Raw genomic sequence first — 18,663 nt, 5'->3', positions numbered from 1 at the left:
TCACCGCCCGGTCGTCGCCGTGCCGTCCACCGCGAACAGCTGCTCCTCCACCTGGTCGAGAGCGAGCCGCAGGGCGCCCATGGGCACGGCCGACTCGCCGAGCAGGGAGAGCGCGACCTTCGGCGGGCGCAGACAGTAACGGGCCAGTTCATGCCGGAGCGGTTCCAGGACGCCGTCCAGACCGGCCGCCCAACCGCCGATCACGACCAGCTCCGGGTCGAGCGCCAGGGCGAGCGCCGCCACGTCGTGCACAAGCCGCTGGATGAACCGGTCGACGGCGGCCCGCGCCCGCCCATCGCCCTCGCGCGCGAGCGCGAACACCTCGGCGACCGCCTGCTCGTCCAGCGGATGCAGTGGCTGGTCCGTGGTGGACAACAGCGTCTCCGGGGTCACCTCCCGGCCCAGCAGGTGCAGCGCGCCGATCTCCCCGGCCGCCCCGCCGTACCCGCGGTGCAGCCGCCCGCCGATCAGTGCGCCGGCGCCCGGGCTCAGCCCGGCCAGCACGAACACCACGTCGTCCGAGTCGGTCGCCGCGCCCTTCCAGCGCTCGGCGACGACGGCCGCGTTGGCGTCGTTCTCCACCAGCACCGGGCACTTGAAGGAGCGGCTCAGCCGCTCGCCGAGCCGCAGACCCGTCCACTGGGGCAGCGCCGTGCCCAGTCGCACGGTGCCATCGGCCTCGACGATCCCCGGCGTGCCCACCCCGACCGCCCGCAGCGCGCCGCGCGCGACCCCGGCCCGTCGCAGCAGCTCGGCCACGGCGGTCCGCACCCGCTCCAGCCGCTCGTCCGCCCCGGCCCTCTCGTCGACATCCTTGGCCTGCGCCCCCAGCACCCGCCCGTCCAGGTCGGACAGCAGCGCCGCGACGCGGTGCGCGCCGATCTCCAGGCCCAGCAGATGCCCGGCCTCGGCCCGGAACCGGAACCGCCGCGCGGGCCGCCCCTGGCGCCGTGCGGCGCCCTCCTCGGCCGCCGTCTCCACCACGAGGCCGGCTTCGATGAGCCCTTCGACGACCCCCTCGACGGTCGGCCGGGACAACCCGGTCACCCGGGCGATCTCCGTGAGCGTCGCGCAGTCCGTGGCACGCATCGCGTGCAGCACCACCGCGGAATTGATCCTTCGCAGCAGCGAGGGATCGCCGCCGGTCAGCCGCCCCACCGTCCGTCCTCCCAGCTCGTGCGCGTGTTGGGCGGATCGTACTCGGCACCGCGGAGCCCGGCGAGTGCCGGGCGCCGACTCCCTTGTGCCGCGCGGGCGGTCAGCCCGGGGCGACGAAGCCCGACTCGAACGCCGCGATCACCGCCTGGGTGCGGTCCCGCGCCCCGAGCTTCGCCAGCACCGCGCTCACATGGGACTTGACCGTCTCCGTTCCGACGACCAGCCGGGAGGCGATCTCCGCGTTGGACAGCCCCCGGGCCATCAACCGCAGCACCTCGGCCTCCCGTTCGGTCAGCCGGGCCCGCTCCAGCGCGGCCCGCGCCGTCCGGTTGCCGTGCCCGTCGTCGCCGTAGCGGGCGGCGAGCTGCCGCACCGACGCGGGGAACAGCAGCGACTCACCCTCGGCGACCAGCCGTACGGCGTGCACGATCTCGGCGGGCCGGGCCCGCTTCAGCAGAAACCCGTCGGCACCGGCACGCAGCGCCTCGTACACATACTCGTCGTTCTCGAACGTGGTCACCACCAGGATCTTCGGCGGCTCGGGCACGGTGCGCAGCACCGCGCGCGTGGCCTCGATACCGTCCAGGAGCGGCATCCTGACGTCCATGGCGACCACGTCCGGCCGCAGCCGCCGCACCAACGGGATCACCGCCGCACCGTCGGCCGCCTCGCCGACCACCTCGATGTCGGGCTGGGCATCGAGGACCGCGCGAAGCCCGGTGCGGACCAGGGGTTCGTCGTCGACGAGGAGAACGGTGACCGGCATCCGGCCAGCGTAGATCAGCGCACCGGCAGCTCCACCCGCACCTGCCAGTCGCCCGCGTCCGCACCCGTGTGCGCGCGACCCCCGAGCAGGGCCGCGCGCTCGCGTATGCCGCGCAGGCCGCTGCCCCGGCCGGGATTGGTCACCGCGGCCGTCAGCGGATTGCGCACCTGAAGGGCGAGCATGCCGTCCGCCACCGTGACGCGGACCAGGACCGGCACACAGCCCGCGTGCCGCAGCACATTGGTCAGCGCCTCCTGGAGGATGCGGTAGCCCTCCCGGGACACCGGCCCCGGCAGCGTCCCCAGGGGCCCGGTCACCTCCGCGTCCACCGTGGCCCCGGAGGCACGCGCCGACTCCAGCAGCCGGTCGGCATCGGCCAGCGTGGGACGGCCGCTCGCCGGCCGCTCCGACTCGCGGAGCACACCCAGCACCCGCTCCAGGTCCTCCAGGGCGGCCCGGCCCGTCTCCTCGATGGCTCCCAGAGCCCGGTCGGTGAACTCGGGATCGCCCGCCGCCCGCGCCGCCCCGGCCTGCACCACCGCCGCCGTCAGGGCGTGCCCGATGGAGTCGTGCAGCTCGCGCGCGATGCGGGTGCGCTCCAGGAGTTGTTCGGTCCGTTCCTCCAGAGCGGCCAGGCGCTCCGCGGCCGACGGGCCCAGCAGGCGGCGCGCAAGTGCCGTGACCAGTGTGCCGAGGCCCACCATCAGGCCGTACAGGACGATCAGGGGGAGCGGGGCGAGCAGACCGTAGGCCCAATGCGGCTGCGCCCGGTCCAGCACCGGTACGTCGGGGAAGGCGGTCCCGCAGGCGAGCCGGATCAGCTCGTAGGACAGTCCCGGCAGCCACACCGTGGCGACGGACACCGGCACCGCGAGGACCATCCGAGTCTGCAGCCACAGCACGGTGCGCAGCCTGTTCCGCCAGGTCGCCGACGGAGCCACCGAGATGCCGGACTCCTCCTCGCCGGGTGTCAGCAGCAGCCGCGCCTGCACTCCCTCCCCGGTCCGCACCGCCCCGATGAGCCCCACCGGGATCAGCACGGCGGCCGGCACCCACGGCTTCGACGGGTCGACGAACAGCCACACACTGACGATCAGCATGGGCACCCACAGGTGCAGGAAACGCGTGTACGTCGTCCCCCGCAGCAGCGGGCGCAGAAAGCGGGCCATCCGGCCATCGTGGCAGGTGCCACCGACAGCGGACCTCCCCCGGGCGGGGGAGACGGTCCGCACCCGCGGGGGAGGAACGGGCGCCCGCGAGCGGCCAGGGTGGTGCCATGACCTGCATCGACGTACGAGACCTGAGCAAGGAGTACGGCACCCGGCGGGCCGTGGACCATGTCACGTTCAGCGTCCGCCCCGGCCTGGTGACCGGCTTTCTCGGCCCCAACGGCGCCGGGAAGTCCACCACCATGCGGCTCGTCCTGGGCCTGGACCGGCCGACCTCCGGCACCGCGACGGTCGGCGGTCGCGCCTACGCCGAACTCCGTGAGCCCCTGCGTCAGGTGGGCGCGCTGCTCGACGCGCAGGCCGCGCACGGCGCCCGCACCGGACGCGACCACCTGCGCGCCCTGGCGGCGAGCAACCGCGTCCCCGTGCGCCGGGTCGACGCGGTGCTGGAGGAGACGGGACTCGCGGCCGTGGCACGGCGTCGGGTGAAGACGTACTCCCTGGGCATGCGGCAGCGGCTCGGGATCGCCGCCGCGCTGCTCGGCGATCCCGCGGTCGTCATCCTCGACGAGCCGTCGAACGGACTCGACCCCGAAGGCATCGTCTGGATCCGCGCGTTGCTGCGCCGGCTGGCGGCCCAGGGCCGCACCGTCCTCGTCTCCAGCCACCTCATGAACGAGACCGCGGCCTTCGCCGACCACCTCGTCGTCCTCGGTCGCGGCCGCCTGCTGGCGGACACCCCACTGAAGGACTTCCTCCACGCGCGCGTGCGGCCCGGCGTACGGGTCCGCACGACCGACGGGACGACCCTCGCGGGCCTGCTCGCCCGCCACGGTCACGACGCCACCTCGAACGACGCAGGTCAGTGGAGCGTGCGGAACGCGCGCGTGGAGGACATCGGGCGCCTCATGGCCGACGCGGGCATCCCCGTGCTCGAACTCGCCGCGGAGGAGGCCACCTTGGAGCAGGCATACCTCGATCTGACATCGGCCGAGGCCGAGTTCACCACCCAGCCCCTGGAGGCATGACCATGCCGGCCCCGTCGACGTTCCCGCCCGCCCTCCACGCCGAGTGGATCAAGATCCGTACGCTGCGCTCGCTCGTCGGCGGTCTCGGCGCGGTGTTCCTCGCGACCGTCGCCTTCGGAGCGCTCGTCTCGACCGACGGCGACGACACCGACCCGCTGTTCGCCATGTTCTTCGGTGTCTCCTTCGGGCAGATCGCGGCGATCGCGTTCGGCGCGACGGCGGTCTCGTCCGAGTTCCAGGGCGGCGCGCTGCGCCTCACGCTGGCCGCGGTTCCCGACCGGCGGCGGTGGTTCGCGGCGAAGGCCACCGCGATCGCGGCCCCCGTCCTCGCCGTCGGCCTGGTCACCGGAGCGGCGACCCTGCTCGTCGGCCGCGCCGCACTCGGGGCCGCAGCGGACCGGCCGACCTGGGCCGAAGGACTGCGGGCCGCAGTGGGCTGCGGCCTCTATCTGACGCTGATGGCGCTGTTCGCGGCCGGGCTCACGGCCGTGCTGCGCAGCGGGGTGGCCACGCTGAGCCTGCTGATCCCGCTGCTCCTGATCGTCTCCTTCGTGGTCGGCGATCTGTCCGGCAACGTCGCCGACTTCCTGCCCGACCGGGCCGGCCAGGTGGTGCTGCACCGCGACTGGGGCGGCGGTCTCGGCCCGTGGACCGGACTGGCGGTGACCGCGCTGTGGACGGCGGGGGCGCTGTGGGCGGGAGCGTGGAGCGTGTACCGGCGGGACGCCTGACACGTCGCCAATTGTCGGTGGTGCCCGCTTTACTGGATCGCATGGACATCACGCGACACCTGACCCTCATCGACCTGCTGCGCACCCGGGGGTTCCCCGTGGAGCACGGCAGGACGGAGCACGGCGAGAGCGGGCCCGGCTACCACATAGCGGAATTACAGACCAGCGCCGAGTTCTGGGAGGACGGCGGCGCGGAGCGGGAGGAGACCGAGACGCAGTACGAGGCCGACCGGGCCGGTCTCGGCGCGCGGCTCACCGAGCGGTGGGGGCCGCCGGAGCACATCAGCCTGTACAGCGTGCTGGAACGGAGCACGGAGGGCGAGGACATCGAGGAGCCATGGGCCGGGCTCAGCGGGCATGTGTCCGACCTCGACCTGTGGCACCCGCCCGGCGCGGACCGCTGGATCGCCCTCGGCGTCTCCCAGTGGGACAGGGAACTGCCCTTCCAACTGCTGGCCGTCGTCACAAACCTGGATCCGCCGTGACCCGGTCCGGATCCACCACGGCAGCACCCGCCACGACCGGGCCCGCCACGGCAGCACCCGCCACGACCGGGCCCGCCACGGCAGCACCCGCCACGACCGGGCCCGCCACGGCAGCACCCGCCACGACCGGGCCCGCCACAGCGGCACCCGCCACGACCGGGTTCGCAACCGCCGTGACCCGGTGCCCCGGCCCGTCCACCGCGGCCTCCCGCAGCCGTCCGAACTCCGCCGCCATCGTCGCCGCGGTCCAATGCGCGTTCAGCCCGCTGGGGTTGGGCAGCACCCACACGCGTGTGGCCCCGATGCTCCGTTCCTGCGGCCCCACTTGCGCCCGTCGCTCGCCGAACGCCGCACGGTACGCGGTCACCCCGACCACGGCCAGCCATCTCGGCCGCAGTCGCGTCACCTTGGCGGACAGCAGCCGCCCGCCCTCGACGTACTCCGCGGCGGACAGCTCGGCGGCCCGCGCCGTCGCCCGTGCCACCATATTGGTGATACCGAGCCCGTACGACAGCAACTCCCGCTGCTCCGAAGGCTTCAGCAGCCGCGGCGTGAACCCGGACAGTTGCAGCACCGGCCAGAACCGGTTGCCGGGGTGTGCGAAGTGGTGGCCCGTCACGGCCGTCAGCAGACCGGGGTTGATGCCGCAGAACAGCACGCGAAGACCGTCCGCGACCACGTCCGGTACCAGACGGTCGCGGGCGGCCTCCAGCTCTGCCCGGGTGAAGCGGGTCAGAGGATCGCTCCCGGGGCGTATCCCGCGGCCTGCGGGTGCTGCTTGACGATCTCCTCGATCCGGCCGACGACCACGCCGACCTGGTCGGCCGCCGCACCGGTGAAGGACAGCCGGTCCGCCATGAGCGCCTGCAACCGCTCCCGGTCCAGCGGCAGCCGCTCGTCGGCGGCCAGCTTGTCGAGCAGGTCGTTGCGCTCGGCACCCTGCTCGCGCATGGCGAGCGCCGTGGCGACCGCGTTCTCCTTGATGGCCTCGTGGGCGACCTCGCGGCCGACACCGGCCCGCACGGCGCCCATCAGCACCTTGGTCGTGGCGAGGAACGGCAGATAGCGGTCCAGCTCGCGGGCGATGACGGCGGGGAAGGCACCGAACTCGTCGAGCACCGTCAGGAAGGTCTCCAGCAGGCCGTCCAGCGCGAAGAAGGCGTCCGGCAACGCGACCCGGCGCACCACCGAGCAGGACACGTCGCCCTCGTTCCACTGGTCGCCCGCGAGTTCGCCGGTCATCGAGGCGTAGCCGCGCAGGATGACCATCAGGCCGTTGACGCGTTCGCAGGAGCGGGTGTTCATCTTGTGCGGCATCGCGGAGGAGCCGACCTGGCCCGGCTTGAAGCCCTCGGTGACCAGCTCGTGTCCGGCCATCAGCCGGATCGTCCTGGCCAGCGACGACGGCGCCGCCGCCAGCTGCACCAGCGCGGTCACCACCTCGTAGTCAAGGGAGCGCGGATAGACCTGGCCGACGGAGGCGAACGCCTGCGAGAAGCCGAGGTGCCGGGCGATCCGGTCCTCCAGTTCGGCGAGCTTCGACGCGTCGCCGCCCAGCAGGTCCAGCATGTCCTGAGCGGTGCCGACCGGGCCCTTGATGCCGCGCAGCGGGTAGCGGCCGAGCAGCTCCTCGATCCGGCCGTGGGCGACGAGCAACTCGTCGGCGGCGGTCGCGAAGCGCTTGCCGAGTGTGGTGGCCTGCGCGGCGACGTTGTGGGAGCGGCCCGCCATGACCAGCTCGGCGTACTCGCCGGCCAGTCGGCCGAGGCGCGCCAGGACGGCCACCGTGCGATCGCGCATCAGCTCCAGGGAGAGCCGGATCTGCAGCTGCTCGACGTTCTCGGTCAGGTCGCGCGAGGTCATGCCCTTGTGCACGTGCTCGTGTCCGGCGAGGTCGTTGAACTCCTCGATCCGCGCCTTCACGTCGTGCCGCGTGACCTTCTCGCGCTCCGCGATCGAGGCCAGGTCGACGGTGTCGAGGACCCGCTCGTAGTCGGCGATCGCCTCGTCCGGCACCTCGATCCCGAGGTCCTTCTGGGCCCGCAGCACGGCGAGCCAGAGCCGCCGCTCCAGCCTCACCTTCTGCTCGGGCGACCAGAGGGTGGCCAGTTCGGCGGAGGCGTAGCGTCCGGCGAGGACGTTCGGGATGCGGGGCTTGGCGGGAGCGGAAGTCACGTGAATGGAGCATACCGGCTGTTCATGTCCGCTCTGGCCGCACGTACGTCCACGGACCAGGTGGGGCGGGGCGGTGCCGAGCGGAGCGGGGTTCAGCGCGGTCGGCCTGCGGGTCGGCGGCCGGGACTTGCGGGTCGGCGGCCGGGGCCTGCGGGTCGGCGGCCGGGGGTCGGGGGCTGGCGGCCGGCTCGGCGGATTCGCGCGCCGGGTGCGGGCTACGTCCTGCGGGCTACGTTGCGCCGTCCGCGCCGTCCGCGCCGTCCGCGCCGTCCGCGCCGTCCGTGTCGGCCAGTTCGGCCAGTTCGGCCAGCACCTGCGCATGGCACGACTCGGGCACACACCAGCAGGCGAGGGTCCTGCCGCGCAGCCCCGGCAGCAGCTCCAGCAGCTCGGGCCGCTCCAGTAGATAGGCCCGGTACATCGCCATGACCTCGGCCCGGGTGCCGTCCCGCCGCTTGGCCGCGGTGTGGTGGGCGTACGGGTTGTACAGCGGATGCCGGGGCAGGTCCCAGCCGCCCAGGGTCCAGCGGCGGCCCATGTACACGAGGTCCGCGGGGGCGTTCTCCAGCCGGGGGCCGAGGTCGTGGATCCGGCCCCTGATGTTGATCACCCGGGTGCTCATGGCAGCGACGCTACGCCGCCGGGCCCTCGTACGCCGGGCCCTCGTACGGGAGCAGCTCGGGCCGCTTGGGCGGGTGTCCGTCGCCGGAGGAACGGCCGGTCAGCCTGCGGCCTATCCACGGCAGCAGGTGTCGCCGGGCGAACCGTATGTCCGCGGTCCGCCGGGTGACCCAGCCCGGCGGCACCTCGGCGGGCAACGAAACCCGCCACTCGGTGTCCTCGGCGGGGTAGCCGAGGCTCTGCCAGACGGCCTCGGCGACCCGCCGGTGCCCCCGCGCCGTCAGGTGCAGCCGGTCCACGTCCCACATCCGCGGGTCGGTCAGCGACGGCGCCCCGTACAGATCCACGACCAGGGCGCCGTGCCGCTCGGCGAGCTGGTCGACGCAGGCGTACAGCTCCTCCATGCGCGGCCGGAACCGTTCCAGGACCGGGCCGTGGCGGCCCGGGCTGCGCATCAGCACGAGCCGCTTGCAGGAGGGGGCCAGCCGCTCCACCGCCTCCGTCAGCAGCCCCCGCACCCGCCCCATGTCGCACCCGGGCCGCAGTGTGTCGTTCAGCCCGCCGACCAGCGTGACCACATCGGCGTGCATGCCGGCCGCCACATCGACCTGCTCGTCGACGATCTGCCCGATCAGCTTGCCGCGCACCGCCAGGTTGGCGTACCGGAACCCGGGGGTCCGGGCGGCCATCCGCGCCGCGAGCAGGTCGGCCCAGCCCCGGTAGGAACCGTCCGGCAGCAGGTCCGACATGCCTTCGGTGAAGGAGTCGCCGACCGCGACCAGGCTGGAGTGCGAGGGGTGCGGGGCGGGCGAGGGCTGCGAGGGGATCGTGTGCATGGCGACAGCGATGCTATCCCGCGCACGTACCCGCCGGTCGGTCGGGCCGGAGCCCCGCCGGGTCTCAGGCGTGCTGGCCGAACAGCTCCCGCAGCACGTCCTCCATCGTCACCAGTCCGGCCAGCCGTCCGTCGCTCCCGAGGACGGCCGCCAGATGCGTACGGCTGCCCCGCATCGCGGTGAGCACGTCGTCCAGCGGTGTGCTCTCCCGCACCCGCGCGACGGGCCTCATGTCCCGCAGCCGCAGCGGCATGTCCCGCGGCGAGGCGTCCAGCGCGTCCTTCACATGCAGATAGCCGACGATGCGGCGCCCCTCGTCCACCACCGGGAAACGGGAGAAGCCCGACTCCGCGGACAGCTGCTCCAGTTGCTCCGGGGTGACGCCCACGCGCGCGTAGACCACGTCCGCCAGCGGGACCACCACGTCGCGCACCGGACGCCGGCCCAGCTCCAGGGCATCGTGCAGCCGCTCCTGCGCCCGGTCGTCGATCAGGCCCGCCGCGCCGGCGTCCTTCACGATCTGGGCCAGTTCCGCGTCCGAGAACGTCGCCGTGACCTCGTCCTTCGCCTCGACCCTGAGCAGCTTGAGCAGCGTGTTCGCGAAGGCGTTGATCGCGAAGATCACCGGGCGCAGCGTTCGGGCCAGCGCGACCAGGGGCGGGCCGAGCAACAGCGCGCTGCGCACGGGTTCGGCGAGCGCGATGTTCTTGGGCACCATCTCGCCGAGCAGCATGTGCAGATACGTCGCCAGCGCCAGCGCGATCACGAAGGAGACGGCGTGGCCCGCGCTCTCGGGCACGCCCACCGCGTGGAAGACGGGCTCCAGCAGGTGTTCGATGGCCGGTTCCGCGACCACACCCAGGACCAGCGTGCACAGTGTGATGCCCAGTTGGGCGGCGGCCATCAGCACGGACACGTGCTGCAGCCCCCACAGCACGATCCTCGCGCTCCGGTCGCCCGCCTCGGCGTGCGGTTCGATCTGCGAGCGCCGCACGGAGATCAGGGCGAACTCGGCGCCCACGAAGAAGGCGTTGACGACGAGGGTCGCCAGACCGATCAGCAGCTGTACGGCGGTCACTTCTCGTCCTCCGCGCTTGCGTCGGTGCTGGTGTCGAGCGGTGCGTGCAGCAGCACCCGGGCCGCCCGGTGCCCGGCGGCGTCGACCACGTCGAGCCGCCACCCGGCGACCTCGACCCGGTCACCGGCCGTGGGTATGCGGCCCAGTTCGGTGGCGACCAGTCCGGCCAGCGTCTCGTACGGCCCCTCGGGTGCCCGCAGGCCCACGCGGGCGAGCTGGTCGGTGCGGGCGGCGCCGTCGGCCGAGTAGACGGCCCTGCCCTCCTCGTCGGCCCCTGCGGGGGCGAGGTCGGGCGTCTCGTGCGGGTCGTGCTCGTCCCGCACCTCGCCGACGACCTCCTCGACGATGTCCTCCAGGGTCGCCACACCCGCCGTACCGCCGTACTCGTCGATGACGATCGCCATCGTGCGCTTGCCGGAGAGCCGGTCCAGGAGCCGGTCGACGGTCAGCGACTCGGGGACGAGCAGCGGCTCACGCATCACCTGCGCGACATTGCAGCGGGCCCGCTCCTCGCCGGGCACCGCCAGTACGTCCTTGATGTGCGCGACCCCGACCACCGTGTCCAGGTTGCCGCGGTAGACGGGGAACCGGGACAGCCCGGTCGCCCGGGTGGCGTTGGTCACGTCCTCGCAGGTCGCCTGGGTGTCGAGGGCGACGACCTGGACCCGCGGGGTCATCACGTTCTCCGCGGTGAGGTCGGCGAGGTTCAGGGTCCGTACGAACAGTTCGGCGGTGTCCGCCTCCAGGGCACCCTCCTTGGCGGAGTGCCGGGCCAGCGCCGCCAGCTCCTGTGGTCCGCGCGCGGAGGCCAGCTCTTCGGCCGGCTCCAGGCCGAAGCGGCGCACCACGTGGTTGGCGGTGTTGTTCAGGTGCCTGATGAAGGGGCGGAAGGCGGCGCTGAACCAGCGCTGCGGACTGCCCACCCGTTTGGCCACCGCCAGCGGCGAGGAGATCGCCCAGTTCTTGGGCACCAGCTCGCCGACGACCATCAGGAACACGGTGGACAGCGCGGTGCCGATGACCAGCGCGACCGAGCCGGACGCGGAGGAGGGAACGCCGAGCGACCTGAGCGGGCCCGCGATCAGCCGGGCGATGGACGGCTCGGAGAGCATGCCGACCACCAGGTTGGTGACCGTGATGCCGAGCTGCGCACCGGAGAGCTGGAACGTCAGATTCCGTACGGCCTTCAGGGCGCCCGCCGCGCCGCGCTCGCCGCGCTCGGCTGCACGCTCCAGTTCGCCGCGCTCGACCGTGGTCAGCGAGAACTCGGCGGCGACGAAGGCACCGCAGGCGAGCGAGAGCAGCACCGCCACCAGCAGGAGGAGCACTTCGGTCATCGGGTCACCTCCGTCCCATGATCGGCCAGGGCAGGGAGGATCGCGCGATGTCGCGGACTGGGAGGCTCGTCCATGGGCGGACGCTCACACCTTTCGTCACTGGGGTACCGGGCCACCAGGTCACTGGGGTACCGGGTCACTGGGGTACCGGGTCACCGGGGATGGGGAATGGGGACCGGGCGGCCCCCACGTTGCTCCAATGGTAAAGGACGAGCAAAAGCGGTTGTCGGGTGAGGGGAAGGGCACACGTAAGGGCGCACCTCCCGCGCGGACCGGGCGCACGCTGTGCGGTCAACTCCCGCCAACTCCCGCCTACAGCGGCTTGACCCAGCGCCGCCAATGGTCCTCGCGGTGGTAGCCGGCCGCGGCCCAGGCGTGCTGGGCCCGCTCATTGGCCTCCAGGACCATGGCGTCCACGCGTCGCCCACCGAGGGCGGCGAAGCGCTGTTCGGCCGCTTCGAGCAGGGCGGTGGCGATGCCCTGCCGACGGTGCTCCGGGTGCACGGCCAGCCGGTAGGCGGAGCACCGCCAGCCGTCGAAGCCGGCTATCACCGTACCGACGAGGAGTTCGTCGCGCTCCGCGAGGAGCAGGGCTTCGGGGTCGCGTGCGATGAGGCGGCCGACTCCGTCGTGGTCGTCGCTGATGCTGGTGCCTTCCGCGGCCCCGCGCCAGAACCGCAGCACGGCGTCGATGTCGGTGTGGGCGGCGCAACGGATACGAAGATCGCTCATGTGGCGAGCCAAACAGAGCACCCGCCCGCCCGGCGAACGGTTTCCGCGGGTGTGCTGTCCGCGCAGTGAGTGGAGATGAAGCAGCGGGGAACGTTGCATGTCCGTCCAGTGAGAGATGTGGTAACTCTCTGTCGTGGCGTGCGTGATTTATTCTTCCCTGCCCCCTATGACGCGGAAGGCATGGACGTAGCGTGAGCCGTCCGTGGGTCACAAGGCCTGGGATTGTCTCATGAGGGATGGCTTAGCCCTGATGCACGATGTGCACGGAAGCTCGCCGACATCCACCGGCGGCGTCTCGGTCGCCGAGCCTCCGCCCCGACCGGCCCCCGCCCCGCAGCGCGTGGCCGCCGGGCGGGGCCGCCCTCGGCTGTACGTCGTCGACGGCATCCGCCTGGTCGCCGCCCTGATGGTGGTGCTGCACCACTACGCCGGCACCAAGCGGGTGGACCAGCCGGGCAACGCGATCTGGGACCGGCCGGTGTCCGACCTGATGCCCACGGTGTTCCGGTTCGCCTCCTTCGGCTGGATCGGCGTCGAGATCTTCTTCGTGATCAGCGGCTTCGTCATCTGCATGTCGTGCTGGGGCCGCACCCCGCGCCAGTTCTTCGTCTCCCGGGTGATCCGTCTCTATCCGGCGTACTGGTGCGCCGTCGTCCTCACCACGGGCGTGCTCGTGGCGCTGCCCGGCGTGTGGGACCGGCTGGCGATCCGCGACGTCCTGGTCAACCTCACGATGCTGCAGGCCGGTTCGGGTGTGCCGAACGTCGACCCCGTCTACTGGACCCTCTGGTCGGAGCTGCGTTTCTATCTGCTCTTCCTGGTTGTCGTCGCCATGGGCCTGACGTACCGCAGGGTCGTGGTGTTCTGCTGCGTGTGGGGCGCGGCGGCGATGCTCGCGCCGGTCGCCGAGCTGCCGCTGCTGGAACTGGTGGCCGACCCGACCGGTGCCTGGTACTTCATCGCCGGCCTCGCCCTCTACCTCATGCACCGCTTCGGCCAGGACCTGATGCTCTGGGGCATCCTGGCCATGGCATGGCTGATGGGCCAGCGCGAGCTGGGGATGCGGGCGGCGTACGAGGGTGTCTCCAGCTGGCGCGGAGCCGTGCTGATCTTCACCGTGTTCCTGCTGATCATGGTGGCCGTCGCGCTCGGCCTGACCGACCGTATCCGCTGGAAGTGGCTGGTCACCGCCGGCTGTCTGACCTACCCGCTCTATCTGATGCACTACGTGGCCGGTACGACGCTGATCCACCGCCTGCGCGACGCCATGGACGTCCGGCTGGTGGTCGCCGTCGTGATCGCGGCCTTCCTGGTGCTGAGCTGGCTGGTGCACCGGTTCGTCGAGCGCCCGGTGGCCCGGGTGCTGAAGAGCGGACTGGACGCGTCGTTCGCGAGAGCCGCCCGCTAGCGAACCCTCCCTGCCCCGGGCGACCGCTTGCCGCCGCTAGCGGTCCGGCGCTAGCTTCGGGGTATGGCCAAGACCCAGCTGAACGTGCGGGTGGACGAGGGCACCGCCCGAGCCGCCCGCGAGCGCGCCCAGGCCCGCGGCATGAGCGTCAACCGCTACATAGAAGAGCTGGTCCGGAAGGACACCGGGGAGGCCGGCCGCACCTTCGTGGAGGCCGCCGCCGACTTCATGAAGCAGTACGAGGGCGTGTTCGCGGAGGAGTTCGACGAGGGCCGCGGGACCGGTCGGGGCGAGGGCCGGCGCTGATCCGTTGAACGACCTGAGCATCGACCTCGCCTGGCTCCTCATGCTCGCCGAACAGAAGACGCCGGGGGACCCCCAGGTCACCGACTGGGGCGCGCTGGTCGCCGCGGTCGCCCGGCACCGGGCCGAGATATTCGACATCCCCGTCTACGAGGGCCCGCACGCCCGTGCCGCCGCCCTGCTCCAGCTGCTGATCCACGTCCCCGCGCTGGAGCGCTCCAACGCCCTGTTCGCCTCCGCCGTGGCCTACGCCTATCTCGTCGCCAGCGGCCTCAAGGTCGCCACCTCGCCGGAACGGGTCCGCGATCTGGCCCGGCTGGTCAAGGACGGGGAGGTGTCGGTGTCCGACATCGCGCGGGAGCTGCGGCAGTGGACCCTGTGATCACGCCTCGGACGGCGACCGCCCGGACCCCGGGCGCCGGGCGGTGCCCAGTACGAAGTACGAGGTGGGCAGCCGCGGCCCCGTCTCCGGCATCAGCGTCCGCCGGTACGGGCCGAGGGCGTACCCCGCGTCCCTGAGCGCGGCGACCGGCTCGCGGGACAGATGGCAGCCGCCGCTCAACCGCGGCCACAGCGTCCGGTCGAGGACCCGCTGGGTCAGGAGCATCGCCCGGCCGCCGCCCCGGCCGTGCTCGAAGAACCGCAGTTCGCCGCCGGGGCGCAGGACGCGGCGCACCTCCCCGAGGGCACGCGCCACATCACGGACACTGCACAGCACCAGGCACAGTACGGCCGCGTCGAACGCCTCGCTCTTCACCGGCAGCGCCTCCGCCACGCCCGGCACCACGTCGACCGGCACCTCGCTGCGCAGCGCCGCGTCCACGGCCAACTGCCGCAGCAGGCGCTCCGGTTCGATCGCGACCACCTCCGAGACGGCGCTCGGGTAGTGGGCGAAGTTCAGCCCGTTGCCCGCGCCGATCTCGATGACCCGGCCGGACAGCCCCGCGAGCAGCCGGTCACGGATCGCGGCCATCCCCAGCCGGGTCTCCGCGTTCACGCTCACCCGGGCGTAGCAGCGGGCGAACACCGGGTGGTGGACGGCGTCCCGCGCCACCTTGCCCGAACCACCGGACCGCAGCGACATGACGACCTCCCCAACAGGACGGGTGCGGGCTCCCGTACGGACGAGTCCAGAGAGATTGTCCCCCGCGGCCCCCCACCGCACCCGCCGACCTCGCCCTGCCGCCGCGCAGGCGGGTGGGCCGACCGTGTCGGGCACTGGGAAGGTGAGTACACGTTGCGGTGCGGTACTTGAGCGGGCACTGTCACGCCGACGGGTCTGGTTCGGCGTGCTCCCCCCTGGTCATCGTGGGGGTGCGAGGGTGGTCGGTCGGTTGGGCGGGGGTGGCTTCGGGTCGTCCGTCCCGCGCCCGTCGGTGCCCCGGTGCCGCCCTATCGCGCCGCGCGATCGCGGTCGGTGATCGGGGGCGCTCGGCGCGCGGCCGGGTGTGCGTCGCCGCGCCCGCGTTCCTGGTCGACCAGGGGCGACGCGGGTCGGTCTCTCCCGGGCCCGGACCCGGGCCGGACGATTGTCGGCCCGCGGCGCCCTCAGCCGTGGCCCGCGGGGGGCGCCTCCCGGGTGCGGAACGAGGCCGCGTCCCAGGTGCCCTCCAGGCGGGGCGACAGCCACGTCGGGGCCGCCCTGCGGAAGTCGCGCGGTGGCAGCGCGCCGGCCCCGGCAGGCAGGGCGCCGAGCAGCGGGGCGCCCGCCACCTCCGGCAGGTCCACGAGATTGCAGCGCGAGGCGAGATCCGCGGACTTCGGCCAGCTGCCGATCACCACACCGAGCAACTCGATGGCGCGGAAACGCAGTTCACGTGCCGTCAGCTCGGTCGTGTTCAACGTGCCCAGACCGGCCGAGGCGACCACCAGGACCGGCGCCGCCAGCAGCCGGGCCGCGTCCGCCAGCGTGCCCCCCGCCGCGTCGAACCGCACGAGCAGCCCGCCCGCCCCCTCGACCAGCACCAGATCGTGCTCGGTGGCCAACTTGGCGGCGGCCTCGGCCACCTCGTACGGACGCACGGGGGCCAGGCCCGCCCGTCGGGCCGCCGTCCCCGGCGCCAACGGCTCGGGGTAGCGGGCCAGTTCGGTCGCCGTCACCGCGCCCGCGAGCCGCGCCACCTCGTCCGCGTCCCCGCGCTCGCCCGGCCCCACCCCCGTCTGCGCGGCCTTCAGCACGGCCACCGACCGGCCGGCCCCGAGCGCGGCGGCGGCCACCGCCGCGGTCGTGACCGTCTTGCCGACCTCCGTACCCGTGCCCGTGATCACCAGTACCGGCATGTCAACCCTCCCGCGCCGCCGCGCACACCGCGCGGGCGATCCGTGCCACGTCCTCGTCCCCGGTGACATACGGCGGCATCGTGTAGACCAGGTCGCGGAACGGCCGCAGCCACACGCCCGCGCGCACGGCCGCCGCGGTGGCCGCCGCCATGTCCACCTCGTGGTCGAGCTGCACCACGCCGATGGCGCCCAGGACCCGTATGTCACGCACCCCGGGCAGGTCCGCGGCCGGGGCGAGGCCGGCCCGCAGGCCCGTCTCGATCCGCCCGACCTCCGCGCGCCAGTCCTGCCCGAGCAGCAGCTCGATCGACGCGCAGGCCACGGCGGCGGCCAGCGGATTGCCCATGAACGTCGGCCCGTGCGCGAGCACCGGAACCTCGCCGCGGGAGATCCCGTCCGCCACCCGGGAGGTGCACAGCGTCGCCGCCATCGTCAGATAGCCGCCGGTCAGCGCCTTGCCCACGCACATCACATCCGGCGTCACCGCCGCGTGCTCCGCGGCGAACAGCGCGCCCGTCCGGCCGAATCCGGTCGCGATCTCGTCGAACACCAACAGCACGTCGTGCGCGTCGCACGCCTCGCGCAGCACCCGCAGATACTCGGGGGAGTGGAACCGCATCCCGCCCGCGCCCTGCACCACCGGCTCCACGATCACGGCGGCCAGTTCGTCCGCGTGCCGCCCGATCAGCTCGCGCAGCCGCTCGGCGTACGCCTCCTCGTACCCGGTCGGCGGCGGGTCCGCGAAGATCTGCCGCGGCAGCACCCCGCTCCACAGCTCGTGCATCCCGCCCTCGGGGTCGCACACGGACATCGGCTGCCAGGTGTCACCGTGGTAGCCGCCCCGCCAGGTCAGCAGCCGACTCTTGAGCGGGCGGCCGAGCGAGCGCCAGTACTGCAGGCACATCTTGACCGCGACCTCGACCGAGACCGAGCCGGAGTCGGCGAGGAAGACATGCTCAAGGCCGTCCGGCGACATATCGACAAGGAGCTTCGCGAGCCGGACGGCGGGCTCGTGCGTGAGCCCGCCGAACATCACATGGCTCATCCGCTCCAGCTGGCCCCGCGCGGCCTCGTTGAGCACCGGGTGGTTGTAGCCGTGGATCGCCGACCACCAGGACGACATGCCGTCGACCAACTCGCCCGAGCCGTCGGCCAGTCGCAGTCGGACCCCGCTCGCCGACGCCACGACGAGCGGTTCGGCGCGCCCGGGCATCGGGCCGTACGGATGCCACACATGCCGCCGGTCCAGTTCCAGCAGCGCGGGGACGCCGAGGTCAGGCATTGGGCGCGAGGTCCGTTCCGGGGCCCCGACGGCGGACCGCGACCAGGTCGGTGCGCGCCTCGTTCGCCTTCGGCGCAGCGGCCGCCGCGGAACCGCACACCCCCGCGCCCTCGTGCGATCCGCAGCCCGCCTCGGCGTGTGACCCGCAGCCCGCCTCCGCCTGCGATCCGCAGCCCGCCTCGGTGTGCGATGCGCAGCCGTACGTGCCCGCTGTCCGGTGCTCCGGCAGCGTCACCTCGTCGGCGCCCTCCACCACGAACCCGGCATCCGCGATCATCTCCAGGTCGGCCTTGCCCGCCTGGCCCTCGCTGGTGAGGTAGTCGCCGAGGAAGAGGGAGTTGGCCAGGTGCAGTGCGAGCGGCTGCAGGGTGCGCAGGTGTACCTCGCGACCACCGGAGACGCGGACCTCGACGTCGGGGCAGACGAACCGGACCATCGCGAGGATGCGCAGACAGTGCTGCGGCGTGAGGTTCCACTCCTTGGCGAGCGGGGTGCCCTCGAACGGGATCAGGAAGTTCACCGGCACCGAGTCCGGGTCCAGCTCGCGCAGCGCGAAGACCACGTCGACCAGGTCCGCGTCGCTCTCGCCCATGCCCGCGATCAGCCCGGAGCACGGGGAGAGCCCCGCCGCGTGCGCCTTCTGCACCGTTTCCACCCGATCGGCGTACGTATGCGTCGTCGTGATGTCCGCGTACGTGCCCTCGGAGGTGTTGAGGTTGTGGTTGTAGGCGTCGGCCCCGGCCGTGCGCAGCCGCTCGGCCTGACCGTCGGAGAGCAGACCGAGGCACGCGCAGACCTCGACGCCCTCGTTCCGCTCCTTGATCGTCCTGATCGTCTCGGAGACCCGGTCCACGTCCCGGTCCGTCGGGCCCCGGCCGCTGGCCACCAGACACACCCGCTTGGCACCGCCGGCCAGGCCCGCCGCGGCGGCCTCGGATGCCTCGTCCGGCCCCAGCCAGGTGTACTTCAGAATGCCGGCCGTCGAGCCCAGCCGCTGCGAGCAGTAGGAGCAGTCCTCGGGACACAGGCCGGACTTGAGATTGACCAGATAGTTGAGTTTCACGCGTCGGCCGAACCAGTGCCGGCGCACCCGGCCGGCCGCGGCCACCACGTCGAGCAGGTCGTCGTCGGAGGTGGCGAGCACGGCGAGTGCCTCGTCGCGGGTCGGCGGCTCGCGGCGCAGGCCCTTGTCCGCCAGCGTGTTCAGGAGGTCCATGAGGTCCGATCCTGCCCTGCCGAAGCGGTCCGGGCCAAGGAGGGTTCGTACAACGGAG

The 18,663-nt window shown here is 72.9% G+C and carries 19 protein-coding genes and 1 pseudogene; 6 read left to right on the top strand and 14 right to left on the bottom strand.

Going from position 1 to position 18,663, the window contains the following annotated elements; translation table 11 throughout:
- The 3 genes from ACWEKM_RS12090 to ACWEKM_RS12080 all read right to left on the bottom strand — a co-directional run bounded on the left by ACWEKM_RS12090 (window position 1) and on the right by ACWEKM_RS12080 (window position 3,093).
- Entirely contained in the window at window positions 1-1,158 is a 1,158-nt protein-coding gene (locus ACWEKM_RS12090) for an ROK family transcriptional regulator (RefSeq protein WP_451621066.1), read from the bottom strand.
- 100 nt (window positions 1,159-1,258) lie between these two features.
- Window positions 1,259-1,924, bottom strand: a complete 666-nt coding sequence (locus ACWEKM_RS12085; protein ID WP_451621065.1) for a response regulator — start codon at window positions 1,922-1,924, stop codon at window positions 1,259-1,261.
- A 14-nt stretch (window positions 1,925-1,938) separates the two neighbouring features.
- Window positions 1,939-3,093, bottom strand: coding sequence for a sensor histidine kinase (locus tag ACWEKM_RS12080; RefSeq protein ID WP_451621064.1), 1,155 nt, complete (start codon window positions 3,091-3,093; stop codon window positions 1,939-1,941).
- A gap of 107 nt (window positions 3,094-3,200) precedes the next feature.
- Between ACWEKM_RS12080 and ACWEKM_RS12075 the strand changes: the two genes are divergently transcribed.
- From ACWEKM_RS12075 to ACWEKM_RS12065, 3 genes are read left to right on the top strand one after another with little or no spacing between them, the layout of a single operon-like run.
- On the top strand, window positions 3,201-4,121 hold the full coding sequence (locus ACWEKM_RS12075) for an ABC transporter ATP-binding protein (protein ID WP_451621063.1): 921 nt from the start codon (window positions 3,201-3,203) through the stop codon (window positions 4,119-4,121).
- On the top strand, window positions 4,118-4,852 hold the full coding sequence (locus tag ACWEKM_RS12070) for an ABC transporter permease subunit (RefSeq protein WP_451621062.1): 735 nt from the start codon (window positions 4,118-4,120) through the stop codon (window positions 4,850-4,852). The genes ACWEKM_RS12075 and ACWEKM_RS12070 overlap by 4 nt, the downstream gene beginning before the upstream one ends.
- 41 nt (window positions 4,853-4,893) lie before the next feature.
- Window positions 4,894-5,337, top strand: a complete 444-nt coding sequence (locus ACWEKM_RS12065) for a hypothetical protein (RefSeq protein ID WP_451621061.1) — start codon at window positions 4,894-4,896, stop codon at window positions 5,335-5,337.
- Between the two features lie 199 nt (window positions 5,338-5,536).
- On the opposite strand, the pseudogene mug reads toward ACWEKM_RS12065, so the two are convergent.
- The 7 genes and pseudogenes from mug to ACWEKM_RS12030 all read right to left on the bottom strand — a co-directional run.
- Window positions 5,537-6,073, bottom strand: a pseudogene (gene mug, locus ACWEKM_RS12060) (G/U mismatch-specific DNA glycosylase); the annotation flags it as partial.
- The gene (gene purB / locus ACWEKM_RS12055) at window positions 6,070-7,512 is read right to left on the bottom strand and encodes an adenylosuccinate lyase (protein ID WP_451621060.1); all 1,443 of its coding nucleotides are present in this window, start codon (window positions 7,510-7,512) and stop codon (window positions 6,070-6,072) included. The gene purB and the pseudogene mug, both read right to left, overlap by 4 nt.
- Before the next feature lie 229 nt (window positions 7,513-7,741).
- A complete protein-coding gene (locus tag ACWEKM_RS12050; RefSeq protein ID WP_451621059.1) occupies window positions 7,742-8,134 on the bottom strand; it encodes a DUF4326 domain-containing protein in 393 nt (130 codons plus the stop codon).
- A 10-nt stretch (window positions 8,135-8,144) separates the two neighbouring features.
- The gene (locus ACWEKM_RS12045) at window positions 8,145-8,969 is read right to left on the bottom strand and encodes an SGNH/GDSL hydrolase family protein (protein ID WP_451621058.1); all 825 of its coding nucleotides are present in this window, start codon (window positions 8,967-8,969) and stop codon (window positions 8,145-8,147) included.
- A gap of 64 nt (window positions 8,970-9,033) precedes the next feature.
- Complete coding sequence (locus ACWEKM_RS12040) at window positions 9,034-10,047, bottom strand: hemolysin family protein (protein WP_451621057.1); 1,014 nt, start codon at window positions 10,045-10,047, stop codon at window positions 9,034-9,036.
- Window positions 10,044-11,384 carry a hemolysin family protein gene (locus ACWEKM_RS12035; RefSeq protein WP_451621056.1) on the bottom strand — a complete coding sequence of 447 codons (1,341 nt, stop codon included), beginning with the start codon at window positions 11,382-11,384 and terminating at the stop codon, window positions 10,044-10,046. The genes ACWEKM_RS12040 and ACWEKM_RS12035 overlap by 4 nt, the downstream gene beginning before the upstream one ends.
- A gap of 312 nt (window positions 11,385-11,696) precedes the next feature.
- Window positions 11,697-12,116: a GNAT family N-acetyltransferase gene (locus ACWEKM_RS12030; protein WP_451621055.1), complete on the bottom strand. Its 420-nt coding sequence runs from the start codon at window positions 12,114-12,116 to the stop codon at window positions 11,697-11,699.
- A 250-nt stretch (window positions 12,117-12,366) separates the two neighbouring features.
- Between ACWEKM_RS12030 and ACWEKM_RS12025 the strand changes: the two genes are divergently transcribed.
- The 3 genes from ACWEKM_RS12025 (at window position 12,367) to ACWEKM_RS12015 (ending at window position 14,209) form a co-directional block, all read left to right on the top strand.
- Complete coding sequence (locus ACWEKM_RS12025; protein WP_451621112.1) at window positions 12,367-13,524, top strand: acyltransferase family protein; 1,158 nt, start codon at window positions 12,367-12,369, stop codon at window positions 13,522-13,524.
- A 63-nt stretch (window positions 13,525-13,587) separates the two neighbouring features.
- Window positions 13,588-13,830 (top strand): toxin-antitoxin system HicB family antitoxin, encoded by a 243-nt coding sequence (locus ACWEKM_RS12020; protein ID WP_451621054.1) that lies wholly within the window; start codon window positions 13,588-13,590, stop codon window positions 13,828-13,830.
- 4 nt (window positions 13,831-13,834) lie between these two features.
- The gene (locus tag ACWEKM_RS12015) at window positions 13,835-14,209 is read left to right on the top strand and encodes a fic family toxin-antitoxin system, toxin component (protein ID WP_121891214.1); all 375 of its coding nucleotides are present in this window, start codon (window positions 13,835-13,837) and stop codon (window positions 14,207-14,209) included.
- On the opposite strand, the gene ACWEKM_RS12010 is transcribed toward ACWEKM_RS12015, so the two are convergent.
- The 4 genes from ACWEKM_RS12010 to bioB all read right to left on the bottom strand — a co-directional run bounded on the left by ACWEKM_RS12010 (window position 14,210) and on the right by bioB (window position 18,605).
- Window positions 14,210-14,911: a class I SAM-dependent methyltransferase gene (locus ACWEKM_RS12010; RefSeq protein WP_451621053.1), complete on the bottom strand. Its 702-nt coding sequence runs from the start codon at window positions 14,909-14,911 to the stop codon at window positions 14,210-14,212.
- 464 nt (window positions 14,912-15,375) lie between these two features.
- Window positions 15,376-16,107, bottom strand: a complete 732-nt coding sequence (gene bioD, locus ACWEKM_RS12005) for a dethiobiotin synthase (protein WP_451621052.1) — start codon at window positions 16,105-16,107, stop codon at window positions 15,376-15,378.
- 1 nt (window position 16,108) lies between these two features.
- The gene (locus ACWEKM_RS12000; protein WP_451621051.1) at window positions 16,109-17,389 is read right to left on the bottom strand and encodes an adenosylmethionine--8-amino-7-oxononanoate transaminase; all 1,281 of its coding nucleotides are present in this window, start codon (window positions 17,387-17,389) and stop codon (window positions 16,109-16,111) included.
- Window positions 17,382-18,605: a biotin synthase BioB gene (gene bioB, locus ACWEKM_RS11995; RefSeq protein ID WP_451621050.1), complete on the bottom strand. Its 1,224-nt coding sequence runs from the start codon at window positions 18,603-18,605 to the stop codon at window positions 17,382-17,384. Before bioB ends, ACWEKM_RS12000 begins: the two co-directional genes overlap by 8 nt.
- Window positions 18,606-18,663 lie beyond the last annotated feature (58 nt).

This window comes from Streptomyces sp. NPDC004752, assembly GCF_053601275.1.
The sequence above is the reverse complement of the archived record's forward strand: the minus strand, read 5'-3'. Positions and strand labels throughout refer to the sequence as shown.

Excerpts from the sequence above, each read along its gene's own strand:
- ACWEKM_RS12085 (WP_451621065.1), bottom strand. The coding sequence starts at position 1,924 with ATGCCGGTCACCGTTCTCCTCGTCGACGACGAACCCCTGGTCCGCACC.
- ACWEKM_RS12080 (WP_451621064.1), bottom strand. The coding sequence starts at position 3,093 with ATGGCCCGCTTTCTGCGCCCGCTGCTGCGGGGGACGACGTACACGCGT.
- ACWEKM_RS12075 (WP_451621063.1), top strand. The coding sequence starts at position 3,201 with ATGACCTGCATCGACGTACGAGACCTGAGCAAGGAGTACGGCACCCGG.
- ACWEKM_RS12070 (WP_451621062.1), top strand. The coding sequence starts at position 4,118 with ATGACCATGCCGGCCCCGTCGACGTTCCCGCCCGCCCTCCACGCCGAG.
- ACWEKM_RS12065 (WP_451621061.1), top strand. The coding sequence starts at position 4,894 with ATGGACATCACGCGACACCTGACCCTCATCGACCTGCTGCGCACCCGG.
- ACWEKM_RS12050 (WP_451621059.1), bottom strand. The coding sequence starts at position 8,134 with ATGAGCACCCGGGTGATCAACATCAGGGGCCGGATCCACGACCTCGGC.
- ACWEKM_RS12045 (WP_451621058.1), bottom strand. The coding sequence starts at position 8,969 with ATGCACACGATCCCCTCGCAGCCCTCGCCCGCCCCGCACCCCTCGCAC.
- ACWEKM_RS12035 (WP_451621056.1), bottom strand. The coding sequence starts at position 11,384 with ATGACCGAAGTGCTCCTCCTGCTGGTGGCGGTGCTGCTCTCGCTCGCC.
- ACWEKM_RS12030 (WP_451621055.1), bottom strand. The coding sequence starts at position 12,116 with ATGAGCGATCTTCGTATCCGTTGCGCCGCCCACACCGACATCGACGCC.
- ACWEKM_RS12025 (WP_451621112.1), top strand. The coding sequence starts at position 12,367 with ATGCACGATGTGCACGGAAGCTCGCCGACATCCACCGGCGGCGTCTCG.
- ACWEKM_RS12020 (WP_451621054.1), top strand. The coding sequence starts at position 13,588 with ATGGCCAAGACCCAGCTGAACGTGCGGGTGGACGAGGGCACCGCCCGA.
- ACWEKM_RS12010 (WP_451621053.1), bottom strand. The coding sequence starts at position 14,911 with ATGTCGCTGCGGTCCGGTGGTTCGGGCAAGGTGGCGCGGGACGCCGTC.
- bioD (WP_451621052.1), bottom strand. The coding sequence starts at position 16,107 with ATGCCGGTACTGGTGATCACGGGCACGGGTACGGAGGTCGGCAAGACG.
- ACWEKM_RS12000 (WP_451621051.1), bottom strand. The coding sequence starts at position 17,389 with ATGCCTGACCTCGGCGTCCCCGCGCTGCTGGAACTGGACCGGCGGCAT.
- bioB (WP_451621050.1), bottom strand. The coding sequence starts at position 18,605 with ATGGACCTCCTGAACACGCTGGCGGACAAGGGCCTGCGCCGCGAGCCG.